This is a genomic window from Streptomyces coryli, from assembly GCF_011044975.1.
GTDB classification, from domain to species: Bacteria; Actinomycetota; Actinomycetes; order Streptomycetales; family Streptomycetaceae; genus Streptomyces; species Streptomyces coryli.
In genome coordinates this window covers 1-12028 of record NZ_JAAKZV010000037.1, presented here as the reverse complement: position 1 = coordinate 12028, position 12028 = coordinate 1, and the positions used below count along the sequence as shown (strand labels likewise).

The 12028-nt window shown below is 73.0% G+C and carries 12 protein-coding genes; 10 read left to right on the top strand and 2 right to left on the bottom strand.

The genetic code is table 11. The annotated features are described in order from the left end of the window. Positions 1-43: 43 nt before the first annotated feature. The gene (locus G5C51_RS11615) at positions 44-1684 is read left to right on the top strand and encodes a GMC oxidoreductase (RefSeq protein ID WP_165236078.1); all 1641 of its coding nucleotides are present in this window, start codon (positions 44-46) and stop codon (positions 1682-1684) included. Between the two features lie 77 nt (positions 1685-1761). Here the strand turns inward: G5C51_RS11615 and G5C51_RS11610 are convergent, their stop codons facing one another. Further along, positions 1762-2196, bottom strand: coding sequence for an SRPBCC family protein (locus tag G5C51_RS11610; RefSeq protein WP_165236076.1), 435 nt, complete (start codon positions 2194-2196; stop codon positions 1762-1764). Between the two features lie 77 nt (positions 2197-2273). On the opposite strand from G5C51_RS11610, the gene G5C51_RS11605 reads away from it, so the two are divergent. The 6 genes from G5C51_RS11605 to mnhG are packed head-to-tail and all read left to right on the top strand — an operon-like array spanning position 2274 to position 8427. Further along, entirely contained in the window at positions 2274-5162 is a 2889-nt protein-coding gene (locus G5C51_RS11605) for a Na+/H+ antiporter subunit A (RefSeq protein ID WP_165236074.1), read from the top strand. Then, on the top strand, positions 5159-5710 hold the full coding sequence (locus G5C51_RS11600) for a Na(+)/H(+) antiporter subunit C (protein WP_165236072.1): 552 nt from the start codon (positions 5159-5161) through the stop codon (positions 5708-5710). The genes G5C51_RS11605 and G5C51_RS11600 overlap by 4 nt, the downstream gene beginning before the upstream one ends. Further along, positions 5707-7254: a Na+/H+ antiporter subunit D gene (locus G5C51_RS11595; protein WP_165236070.1), complete on the top strand. Its 1548-nt coding sequence runs from the start codon at positions 5707-5709 to the stop codon at positions 7252-7254. Before G5C51_RS11600 ends, G5C51_RS11595 begins: the two co-directional genes overlap by 4 nt. Further along, on the top strand, positions 7251-7796 hold the full coding sequence (locus G5C51_RS11590; protein ID WP_165236067.1) for a Na+/H+ antiporter subunit E: 546 nt from the start codon (positions 7251-7253) through the stop codon (positions 7794-7796). The genes G5C51_RS11595 and G5C51_RS11590 overlap by 4 nt, the downstream gene beginning before the upstream one ends. Continuing rightward, a complete protein-coding gene (locus tag G5C51_RS11585) occupies positions 7793-8086 on the top strand; it encodes an MrpF/PhaF family protein (RefSeq protein ID WP_165236064.1) in 294 nt (97 codons plus the stop codon). The genes G5C51_RS11590 and G5C51_RS11585 overlap by 4 nt, the downstream gene beginning before the upstream one ends. Next, positions 8083-8427 (top strand): monovalent cation/H(+) antiporter subunit G, encoded by a 345-nt coding sequence (gene mnhG, locus G5C51_RS11580; RefSeq protein WP_165236061.1) that lies wholly within the window; start codon positions 8083-8085, stop codon positions 8425-8427. The genes G5C51_RS11585 and mnhG overlap by 4 nt, the downstream gene beginning before the upstream one ends. On the opposite strand, the gene G5C51_RS11575 is transcribed toward mnhG, so the two are convergent. Further along, complete coding sequence (locus G5C51_RS11575) at positions 8424-8951, bottom strand: CGNR zinc finger domain-containing protein (RefSeq protein WP_165236058.1); 528 nt, start codon at positions 8949-8951, stop codon at positions 8424-8426. The two genes, mnhG and G5C51_RS11575, sit on opposite strands and share 4 nt — an antisense overlap. Before the next feature lie 26 nt (positions 8952-8977). On the opposite strand from G5C51_RS11575, the gene G5C51_RS11570 reads away from it, so the two are divergent. From G5C51_RS11570 to G5C51_RS11560, 3 genes are all read left to right on the top strand, one after another. Continuing rightward, entirely contained in the window at positions 8978-10219 is a 1242-nt protein-coding gene (locus G5C51_RS11570; RefSeq protein ID WP_240929574.1) for an MFS transporter, read from the top strand. Next, entirely contained in the window at positions 10219-10656 is a 438-nt protein-coding gene (locus G5C51_RS11565) for a hypothetical protein (protein ID WP_240929573.1), read from the top strand. The genes G5C51_RS11570 and G5C51_RS11565 overlap by 1 nt, the downstream gene beginning before the upstream one ends. A gap of 132 nt (positions 10657-10788) precedes the next feature. Further along, entirely contained in the window at positions 10789-11931 is a 1143-nt protein-coding gene (locus tag G5C51_RS11560; protein ID WP_165236055.1) for a LacI family DNA-binding transcriptional regulator, read from the top strand. Positions 11932-12028: the final 97 nt, after the last annotated feature.

The window sequence follows — 12028 nt, the reverse complement described above, 5'->3', positions numbered from 1 at the left end:
CAGTAGAACCCGTTGCTATCCAACGGAGAGTGAGGCACGTCACATGGGCAACTCACCCCAGCCCGAGGGTCGTTCGGCCCGATTGAGCCGAAGACGGTTCGTCGCTGGAACCGGTTCCATTCTGGGCGCCGCCGCCGTCGGCACGTACGCCACTCCGGCCCGCGCCGCCGCCCACATCGCGAACGGCGCACAGGTCGCCGCCCTCGTCATCGGCACCGGCTACGGCGGCTCGGTCACCGCCTTACGCCTGGCCGAGGCGGGCGTCGCCGTCCACATGATCGAGATGGGCCAGGACTGGGCCACCGTGGCACCGGGCCCCGACGGCCGGATCCACCCCAAGGTCACCAGCCCCGACTACCGCTCCTTCTGGATGCGGACGAAGACCAAGGCCCCGCTCAGCAACTTCCTCGGCTTCCCGCTCGACAAGGCCGTCCCGAAGCACGCCGGGATCCTGGACGCGGAGGAGTTCCCCGGGATCACCGTTTACCAGGGCCGCGGCGTCGGCGGCGGCTCGCTGGTCAACGGCGGCATGGCGGTCACGCCGAAGCGGCAGAACTTCGCCTCGGTGCTGCCGTCGGTGAATGCCGACGAGATGTACGGCACCTACTACCCGCGGGCCAACGCCGGGCTCGGGGTGGGTCTGGTGAACCCCGACTGGTTCGAGCGGACGTCGTACTACCAGTACTCGCGCGTCGGCCGTAAGCACGCCAAGCGCTCCGGCTTCGCCTGGACCTTCGTCCCGGACGTATACGACTGGGACTACATGGTCGCCGAGGACAACGGCACCGTGCCCAAGTCCGCGCTCGGCCAGGAGATCCTCTACGGCAACAACTACGGCAAGAAGACGCTCGGTAAGACCTATCTGCAGAAGGCGAAGGCCACCGGCCGGGTCACCATCTCGCCGCTGCACGAGGTCACCGGCGTCGCCCCGGTCGCGGGCGGGACGGGCTTCACCGTCACCATCAGGCAGCTCGACACCGCCGGCGCCACCGTGGCCACCAAGACCGTGACGGCCGCCAAGGTGTTCTTCGCCGGCGGCAGCGTCGGCACCAGCAAGCTGCTGGTCAAGCTGAAGGCCACCGGCGCGCTGCCGAAGCTCAACGGCGAGGTCGGCAAGGGCTGGGGCGAGAACGGCAACGTCATGTGCGGCCGCGCCAACCACATGTGGGACGCCACCGGCGATGTGCAGTCCACGATCCCGTGCTCCGGCATCGACAACTGGGACGCCGGCGGCGCCTTCGCCGAGGTCGCGCCGCTGCCGACCGGCATCGAGACGTACGCCTCCTTCTATCTGTCGATCACGAAGAACCCGCACCGCGCCGAGTTCACGTACGACGCGGGCGCCGGAAAGGTCGGGCTGTCCTGGCAGACCGCCTGGAAGCAGGACTCGATCACGATGGCGAAGTCCATCTTCGACAAGATCAACCGGACCGAGGGGACGATCTACCGGATCGACCTGTTCGGCAACAACAGCAAGGTCTGGGGCGACCACCTCACGTACCACCCGCTGGGCGGTGCGGTGCTGAACAAGGCGACCGACAACTACGGCCGCCTGCACGGCTACCCCGGCCTCTACGTCACGGACGGCGCGCTGATCCCGGGGAACACCACGGTGAACCCGTTCGTGACCATCACCGCGCTCGCCGAGCGCAACATCGAGCACATCGTGCGCAACGACCTCTGATCAGCGCGGCTGCGCAGCGCCGCCCCCGCCCGCACCGCGGGTCCGCACCCGGCGCTCCGGACGACCCGCAGATCGCCCTATCCCCGCAGCAGCCGGTCGAGAGCCCGGCCGAAGACCGCCCGCGCGGCGCGGGCCAGCAGGGGGTCGAAAACCCGCGGCATGCCGAGCGGCCGCAGCTCCTCCCGCCATCCGACGCGGGTGCCCGCCCCTTCGCCGTACACCTCGATCTCGGCCCATCCGCGCACCAGTCGGCCGCGCTTCTCCAGCCGGCAGCGGCCCGGCGTACCGCCGTCGCCCGGGGGCTGCCAGCGCACGATCTCCATCGGGTCGTCGAAGCCCACCCGCCGCCATCCAGTACGCGCGGTGAACCGTCCGCCCACGGCGGCGATGTCGCCGGACCGCACGATGCGCGTGGCCGGGATGCCGTCCGCGTGCCGGGCGAAGTCGGTGGCCCGCCGCCAGGCCTCCGCGGCGGGCAGCGGGACGTGCCGCTCGAGGTGGAAATACGCCATCGCGCCGAGGCTACGCGGTCGGCGGCTCTCGGCGTGGCCCGTTCACCGTGTCCCTGATGTACGGATATGCATAGGTAATGACCTGGCTGGTCCTCGCCCACTTCGCCGTCGCGCTCTGCGCCGCCCCGCTGATCCGGCGGTCGGGGCCGCGCGGTTTCGTGGTGCTGGCGCTGCCGCCCGCGGTGGCGTGCGGCTGGGCGGTGGCGCAGTGGGGGAGCGTGGCGGTGGGCGGGGCGCGCACCGAGGCGTGGTCGTGGATCGGTCCCTACGGGGTCGATGTCGCCTTCCGGCTGGACGCGCTCGCGTTGGTCATGGTGCTGCTGGCCGCCGGCGTCGGGGCCCTGGTGCTGCTCTACTGCGGCAGCTACTTCGCCGGCGGGACGCGCCGGCTGGGGCAGTTCGCGGGCACGCTGCTCGGGTTCGCGGGGGCGATGCTCGGGCTGGTGCTGGCGGACGACCTGATCACCCTCTATCTCTTCTGGGAGCTCACCACCGTCCTCTCCTTCCTGCTGATCGGATACGACAGCGAGAAGCGCGCCGGCCGCAGGTCCGCGCTGCAGGCGCTGACCGTCACCACGGTCGGCGGGCTCGCCATGTTCGTCGGGTTCCTGATGCTCGGGCACGCGGCGGGGACGTACCGGATCTCGCGGATCATCGAGGACCCGCCCGCCGCCACCAACACCGTCTCGGCCGCCGTGGTGCTGGTGTTGTGCGGGGCGCTCGCCAAGTCGGCGATCTGGCCGCTGAGTCTGTGGCTGCCCAACGCGATGGCCGCGCCGACGCCGGTCAGCGCCTATCTGCACGCGGCGGCCATGGTGAAGGCCGGGGTGTATCTGGTGGCGCGGCTGGCGCCCGCCTTCGCGGACGTGCCGGCGTGGCGGCCGCTGCTGCTGACGCTGGGGACGGCGACGATGCTGCTCGGCGGCTGGCGGGCGCTGCGGCTGAACGACCTCAAGCTCGTCCTCGCCTACGGGACCGTCAGCCAGCTCGGCTTTCTCATCGCGCTCGCGGGCGCGGGCACGTACAACACCGCGCTCGCGGCGATCGCGATGATCCTGGCGCACGGGCTGTTCAAGGCGCCGCTGTTCCTGGTGACCGGGATCGTCGACCGGGCCGCCGGGACCCGGGATCTGCGGCGGCTCTCGGGGGTGGGGCGGGCGCTGCCGTGGGTGGCCGCGACCGCGGTCGTGGCCGGGGCGTCGATGGCGGCGCTGCCGCCGCTGCTCGGGTTCGCGGCGAAGGAGGCGGCGTTCGCGGCGCTGCTGGACGGCGGGACGGCCGAGCGGTGGGTGCTGGCGCTGACCACCGCGGGGTCGGCGCTGACCACCGCGTACACGCTGCGGTTCCTGTGGGGCGCGTTCGCCCGTAAGCCCGGGGTCGAGGACACCCGGGTGCGGCGGGCCGGGCCCGCCTTCCTGGCGCCGCCCGCGGTGCTCGCCGTGGGCTGCGCGGTGTTCGGGCCCGGCGTCGGGTGGCTCACCGGCCTCTTCGAGCGTTACGCGGCGCAGTTCCCGGCGCCCGCGCACCCGTACCACCTCGCGCTGTGGCACGGCCTCGGGATCGCGCTCGGGCTTTCGGTGCTGGCCTGGGCGGGCGGCGCGGCGCTGTTCGCGGCGCGCCGGCAGGTCGCGCGGATCGGGCGGCGGATCGCCTGGCCGACGGCCGACGAGGCCTTCGGGCGGAGCGTGCTGGGGCTCGAACGCGCCGCCCTCCAGGTGACCGGCACCGTGCAGAAGGGGTCGCTGCCCAGCTACGTCGTCACGCTGCTCGCCGTCATGGTCAGCGGCCTCGTCGCCGTCCTCGCCGCCGACCGGCCCTGGCAGGGCGCGCCCGCGCCACGCGTGTGGGACTCCGCGTGGCAGGCCGCCGCCGGCGCGCTGACCTGCGCGTGCGCGCTGATGTGCCTCGTGGTGCAGCGGCGGATGAAGGCGGCCGTGCTGGTCGGCCTGACCGGTTACGGGACGGCGCTGCTGTACGTCGTGCACGGTGCGCCCGATCTGGCGCTGACCCAGTTCGGGGTCGAGACCGTGTCGACCGTCGTGCTGGTGCTCGTGCTGCGCCGGCTGCCGCTCTTCTTCGGCGACGCGCGGCACCGCAACCGGCGGGCCGCGGGCATGGTGTTCGCGGCGGTCAGCGGCCTGGTGCTGGCGTGGGTGCTGTGGCTGGCCGCGGCCGCGCGGCAGGTGACGCCGGCCGGGCCCGCGATGACCGAGGAGACGGAGCACCACGGGCTGAAGGACGTGGTCGCGACGATCCTGGTGGACTTCCGCGCCTGGGACACGATGGGGGAGTCCGCCGTGCTGGCGGCCGCCGTGCTCGGCGTGGCCAGCCTGCTGTACGTATATCCCCGGCAGCGCCCCGCCGGAGAGGCGCAGCAGCTGCCCCGCGGGCTGACCGCCTGGTCGCTGATCGGGCGCCGGATCAGCCCGGGCGGCGGATACCGGGAGGCCGCCCCGGAGGGCAGCTGGCTGGCGGCCGGGGACACCCTCGCGCCCGAGCACCGCTCGGTGGTCTTCGAGGTCATCGCCCGGATCGTCTTCCACCCGATCCTGATGCTGTCGGTGTATCTGCTGCTGTGCGCCGAGAACCTCCCCGGCGGCGGATTCGTCGGCGGGCTGGTCGCGGGCGTGGGGCTGATGATCCGTTATCTGGCGGGCGGGCGGCACGAATTGCGGGCGGCGATCCCGGTGCGCTCCGGCTTCTTCGTCGGCCTCGGCCTGGCGCTGTCCACCACCGTCGCGCTCGCCGGCCTCGCGAGCGGCACCGTCCTGCACGCCTGGACCTGGCACGGGCACCTGCCGCTGATCGGCGACTGGCACGCGGGCACCGCCGTCATCTTCGACCTGGGGGTCTATCTGCTGGTGGTCGGGGTGGTGCTGGACATGGTGCGGGCGCTCGGCGGCGAGATCGACATGCAGACCGAGGAGCGGGCGCGCTACCAGCTCGCCAGGAAGGGGGCGCCGTGACCGTCAGTGCGACCCTGCTGACCTGCGCCGCCGTGCTGTGGTTCGTCGGCGGCAACCTCATCATCACCCGCAGCCTCACCCGGGTGCTGATGGGCATCATCGTGTGCGGCAACGGCGTCAACCTCTTCCTCCTCGCCGCCAGCGGCCCCGCTGGCGCGCCGCCGCTGCTCTACCCCGGGACCTCCAAGTCGGCGATGAGCGACCCGCTGCCGCAGGCCATCGTGCTGACCGCGGTCGTCATCACCCTCGGCACCACGGCCTTCGTGCTGGCCATGGCGTACCGCAGCACGCAGCTGACCGGCTCCGACTTCGTACCGGACGACCTGGCGGACCATCAGGTGGCGCTGCGCGCGCAGCTGACCGCCGAGCGGGCGCGGCTGCGGGAGGAGCGGGAGCGCGAGGAGCGCCCGAAGGAACGGCGCGACCTGCGCCGCGAGCTGCGCCGCCGGATCCGCGACGCCCGCGCCTACCAGGCGCGCGAGGCGGACGCCTCCGACGACCTGTGGGACGACGTGCTCGGCGCGGACCCCCCGGAGGAGCCCCAGTGAACTACCTCGTCCCGCTCCCCGTCCTGCTGCCGCTCGCGGTGTGCGGCTGGTCCGTGGTCCTCGGGCCGCGGGTGACCCGGCTGCACCGGGTGCTGTCCGTCGCGATGCTCGCCGCGGTCGTCGCCATCGACCTGATCCTGCTCATCGAGGCCGACCGGCACGGGCCGCTCGCCGTCCACCTCGGCGACTACGCCCCACCGCTCGGCGTCTCCCTGGTCGCCGACCGGCTGGCCGGGCTGATGCTGACCGTGTCCGGGGTGGTCACCCTCATCGTGCTGCTCTACGCCTTCGGGCAGGACACCGCCGAGGGCGGCGGCAGCGCGCCGTTCTCCTTCTTCCACCCCGCCTACCAGATCCTCGTCGCCGGGGTCTCGCTGTGCTTCCTCGCCGGCGATCTCGTCAACCTCTACGTCGGCTTCGAGATCATGCTGATGGCCAGCTTCGTGCTGCTCACCGTCGGCGGCACCCAGGCGCGGCTGCGGGCCGGGTCCACATACGTCATCGTCTCCCTCGTCTCGTCCATCGTCTTCCTCGCCGGCATCGCCGCGACATACGCGGCCGCGGGCACCGTGAACTTCGCGCAGCTCGCCGTCCGGCTGCCCGATGTCCCGCTGGGCGTACGGACCTTCAGCGAGGTGCTGCTGCTCACCGTCTTCGGCGTGAAGGCCGCCGCGTTCCCCGTTTCCGCCTGGCTGCCGGACTCGTATCCGACGGCGCCCGCGCCGGTGACGGCCGTCTTCGCGGGCCTGCTCACCAAGGTCGGCGTGTATTGCGTGATCCGCGCCGAGACGCTGCTCTTCCCCGGAAACCGGCTGTCCGCCGTGCTGATGGCGATCGCCTGCGCGTCGATGGTGATCGGCATCCTCGGCGCGGTCGCGCAGACCGACCTGAAGCGGCTGCTGTCGTTCTGCCTGGTCAGCCATATCGGGTTCATGCTCTTCGGGGTGGCGCTCGGCACCCGCGCCGGGATCGGCGGCGCGATCGTCTATACGGCGCACCACATCACCGTGCAGACCACGCTGTTCCTGGCGGCGGGCATGCTGGAGCGGCGCTACGGGACGACGGAGCTGACGCGGCTGGGCGGGACGGCGCGGTCCGCGCCGTGGCTGGCGGCGCTGTGGTTCGTGCCGGCGATGAACCTCGCCGGAATCCCGCCGCTGTCCGGCTTCATCGGGAAGCTGGGCGTGATGCGGGCGGGGGCGGCGGATGGCGGGGACTGGGCGTATCTGCTCCTCGCCGCCGCGGCGGTGACCAGCCTGCTGACGCTGTACGCGATGGCGAAGGTGTGGAATCTGGCCTTCTGGCGGGCGGCGCCGGTGCACGGACCGGAGGACGGAGAAGAGGGAGGCGGGGGAGTCGCGACCGCCGTGGCCGTGCGCGCCCCAGCGAAGATCCCCGGCCTGATGACCGCCGCGACCGCCGCGCTCGTCGGCCTCGGCCTCACGTATACGGTCCTGGCCACCCCGCTCACCGGCCTGGCCGACCGCTCGGCGGCCGAACTCCTCGACAGAGCCCCCTACATCGAGGCGGTGCTCAAGCCATGAACAAGCGCCTGGACCTGCCGCTGATCGCCTGGCTCACCATCATCTGGATGTTGCTGTGGTCCGGCGTGACCTGGGGCAATCTCATCAGCGGCGTGGTCGTCGCGGTCATCCTGTGCCTGGTCTTCCCGCTCCCGCCGGTGGCCATGGAGCTGCGGCTGCGCCCGCTGGGCATCCTGCGGCTTGCCGGCTATCTGGTCTACGACATGGTCGCCTCCAGCGTCGAGGTGACCCGGCTGGCGCTGCGCGGGAAGCGGCGGCCGGCCGCGGTGGTGCGGGTGCCGCTGCGCTGCCGCACCGACCTGATGATCGCCGCGACCGCGGTCGCCGTCTCCAGCGTGCCGGGCGGCGCGCTGGTCGAGGTCAACGCCGGTACGGCCACGCTGTATCTGCACCTGTCGGGCGCCGACGACCCCGCGGTGGTGGCGCGCGCCCGCCGCGACGTCTGGCAGCTGGAGGCGCTGGCGGTACGGGCCTTCGGCACCCGCGAGGAGATCGAGCGGGTCCAGGCCGCTCCCGTAGACGGAAAGGCACCGCAACCATGACCACAGCCGACGACATCCTGCTCAACGCCGCGCTGGCGCTGATCGTCCTTGCCGGGGTGCTGCTGCTGGTCCGCATCTGGCGCGGCCCGTCGATGCTGGACCGCGCCGTCTCCGTCGACGTCGCCGCGGTCCTCATCATCGCCGGCATCGCGGTGGACGCGGCGATGACAAGGACCCGCTACTACCTCTCGATCATGCTGGTGCTGGCCTTCCTCGGCTTCACCAGCTCGGTCGGCATCGCCCGCTTCATCGCCACCCGCGACCGCGTCACGCGCAAGGAGCGCCGATGAACTGGACCGCCGCCGCCGACCTCGCCGGCGCCGTCCTGCTCCTGCTGGGCGCCGCGACCTGCCTCACCGGCGTCATCGGCATGCTGCGCCTGCGCGACGTCCTCACCCGCAGCTCGGCGGCCACCAACCCGCAGACCTTCGGCATGATGCTGCTCCTGGCGGGCCTCGCCCTGCGCCTGCGCACCGGCGTGGACGCGGGCACCCTCGTCCTGGTCGCCTTCTTCCAGCTGCTGACGAGCGCGGTCGCCGCCCACCTGGTGGCCCGGGTCGCGTACCGCACGGGAGCGGCGGACGCGTCGGCGCTGCTGTACGACGAACTGGGGGAGGACACCGAGCACTAGCCGGCAGTCTTCGCCGCCTGCGCCCGGTGGCGGCGGACCGCGTCGCGGTTGGCGCAGCGTTGGGAGCAGTAGCGCTGGCGGCCCGTGCGGGAGGTGTCGGCGAAGATCGTGAGGCACTCCGTCACCGCGCAGCGGTGGAGGCGGTGCATGCCGCGGCCGGAGAGGTGGAAGGCGGTGCCGACCGCGATCAGGGTGTGCAGGACGGCGCCGGCCGGCTGGTGGTCGTCGCGGTAGTGCACGTGCCAGCCGGTGCCGGTGTGGTTGGTGAGCCGGGGGTGGGCTGAGGCCGTCGCCAGCATCTCGTTGAGCAGCGCCGCGCGGTCGTGTTCGGCGTCGGCGTCGACGATCTTCTCCCAGGCGTCGAGGGCCGCCATGGTCCGTACGAGATCGGCGGGCGTCGCATCGTCCAGCGCCAGCCCGGCGGCGCGGCAGCGGGCCGTGAGCTCGGCGGGGTCGCCCGGGCGCCGGTTGGCGAGGTCGGCGGCCAGGTTGACGACGTCCTCGCCGTAAGGGTTGAGATGCATAAGACCATTACAGCAGGGTGGGCCGCATGAGGCAACGCATCCGCAGCAGGCCCGGCCACCCGATGACGCTCGCCGCCGAGCCGCGCGACCCGTGGCGCTACCGCTGGGTCGTCCTCGGCGTCGCCACCTTCACGCAGGCGGCGGCCGGTTTCTTCGTGCAGGGCATCGGGTCCATCGGCGTCCACCTGCAGCAGGGCCTGGAGTTGAGCACGACACAGCTGGGCCTGCTTGTATCGGCGGCCCAACTGGCCCCGCTGGCCGGTCTGCTGGCCGCCGGCGAGCTGCTGGACCGGGTCAACGAGCGCTGGGTGGTGGGCATCGGCGCCGTCGTCGTCGCCCTGTGCCTCGCGGCGGGCGGGCTCGCGCCCGGCTATCCCGCCCTGCTCGCCGTCCTGTTCGTCGCCGGGATCGGCTACAGCGCGGTGCAGCCGGGCGGCAGCAAGTCGGTGGCGGCGTGGTTCGACACCTCGCGGCGGGGGCTCGCGATGGGAATCCGGCAGGCGGGCCTGCCGCTGGGCGCCGCGCTGGCGTCGGCCGCGCTGCCGTTCCTGGCGGAGGCGTACGGCTGGCGGGCGACGCTGGTCGCGGGCGGGGCGATGGCGCTACTGGGGGCGGCCGTCTTCATGGCCTGCTACCGGCGGCCGCCGGTGCGGAGCGGGGGCGCGGCGCGGCGGCCCGCACCGGAGGGCTACTCCCGGCGCCAACTCCTCCGCTCCCCGGCCATGGTGCGGATCATGCTCTCCGGCACGAGCCTGATCGCCACGCAATACGGCGTCGGCGTGCTGACCGTGCTGTACCTGCACAAAACGGCCGCCCTCGCCGTCGGCCCCGCCGCCCTCATCCTGGTCGCCGCCCAACTGGCCGGCGCCGCCGGCCGCATCGTCCTGGCGGCTCTCAGCGACCGCATCGCATCCGGGCGTTACGCCACCGTCGCCGCCTGCATGATCGCCGTCATCGCCGGCATGACAGTGCTGCTCACCCCCGCCGGCCGCTCACCCGCGACGGCCGCCGCGGTCCTGATCTGGCTCGGCTTCTTCGGCTACGGCTGGTACGGCCCCTGGGTCGCCGCCGTAGCGGAGGCGGCCCCACCGGACCGCACCGGCTTCGCGCTGGGCCTGGCCATGTCCGCCAACCAGATAGCGATCATCCTCATCCCACCCCTGCTGGGCCTCCTCATCGACACGAGCGGCAGCTTCACCCCGGCGTGGGGACTGCTGATCGCCATGACCCTGACCGCTCTGCTGGCCACGGCACGGAGGCGGTCCTGATGCCCCGCCTCCTCCCGGAGACCGGCCCACAGCGCGTCCTGGCCGCCTTCCTCGTCTCCTGCTCGCTGATCTCGCTGGCCGCGGACGGTCCCGCCTGGGCGGCGGCCACGCTGCTGCTCACCGGCGCGATGGTGCACACCGTCGGCGAACTGTGGCATGCCGCCGCCGGCTTCGAGGTGTCCTTCGCGCTGGCGCCGCGCCACGCGACCGGCCAGTACCTGGGCGTCTTCGGCCTCGGCGCGGGACTCGCCGAGGCCCTCGGCCCGGCGCTGCTGATCTCGCTGTGCATCGGCTGGGGCCGCCCCGGCTGGTACGTCGTGGGTGCCCTCTTCGCCGTTACGGGCCTGGCCGCCCCCTGGGCCGTCCGCCGGGCGAAGGTGCCCGCCGAGCCGGTGGCGACGAGAACGGCAGCCGCGACGGGAGCCGCCGGATATTAGTCGAATATTAGTCACCCCGGATCTCTTGACCCTGCTCACGGCCCGGCGGCAGAGTTCTCGCTAATCCGCATTAGTCAACGAGGGCAGTGCCCGGATCCGTGACTAATGCGCATTAGCTGGAGGGGCTGACGAATGGCTGAAAAGGGACCGGTGCGCTCCCGTCGGGGGCGGCCGCGACAGGCGGAGGTCGCGCGCCTCGCCGGGGTGTCGCAGACGACGGTGTCGCTGGTGCTCGGCGGGAACAAGCAGGGCATCGCGCTGCACGAGGACACCCGGCAGCGGGTCCTCGACGCCGCCCGCGAGCTCGGCTACGTACCGGATCCGGCCGCGCGCCGGCTGGCCGCCGCCCGCAACAACCTGCTCGGCGTCTTCAGCTTCACGGCCACCTTCCCCACCGCGGTGGAGCACTCGTACTACCCGATCCTGGTCGGCGTCGAGCAGGAAGCCGCGGCCCAGGGCTACGACCTCGTCCTCTTCACCGCCTCCAGCCCCGGCGGCGCGCAGGCGGGCGCGGCCGGCGCGCTGGAGCGGGTTCGGCTCGCCGACGGCTGCCTCTTCATAGGCCGCCACATACCCGCCGACGAACTCCACCGCCTCGTCGACCACGGCTACCCGGCCGTCCACATCGGCCGCCGCGACGAACTCGAGGGCCTGGCCTGGGTCGGCGCGGACTACGTCGCCGCCAGCGCCGCGGTCGTCCGCCACCTGACCGCCCTCGGCCACGACCACATCGTCCTGGTCCGCGAGGACGACGACGCGCCCGCGTCGACCGACCGCGAGCAAGGCTTCCGGACCGCGCTCGGGGAGGCGGGACTACCTGGCGGCGGCGACACGATGCGCCTGCCCGGCGGCGACGCGACGGGTCTGCACGCCCCCGACGCCGCAGCGGCGGTCATCCGCACCGCCGACCCCGCCACCGACATCACCGCCGACTGGCTCCGGGCCCGCCAAGCCGAGGGCGTCACCGCCTTCGTCGCCGAGGAGACCGACACCGGCGCCGCCTGGCGAGCGCTGCTCGCCGCCACCGAGGCCGCCGGCCTCCAGGCGCCCCGCGACCTCTCCCTCGCCCTCCTCGGCTCCCCGCCCGCCGACCTCGGCGACCGCCCCGTACCCACGGGCTTCGACATCCCCCGCGCCGAACTAGGCGCCGCCGCCGTCCGCATGCTCACCGCCCAGCTAGCCGGCCGCCAGACCGCCGAGCCACTGGTCGCCTGCACCTTCCGACCAGGCGGCACGGCGGGCCCACCACCCGGCAGCGCAACCAGCCAGACCTAGCCACACCTAGCCACACCGACCCACCCGGCCCCCAGGGCCAACCGCACCAACCCGCACCAACCCGCAAGGAGACCACCCCACATGCCCACCCCCATAG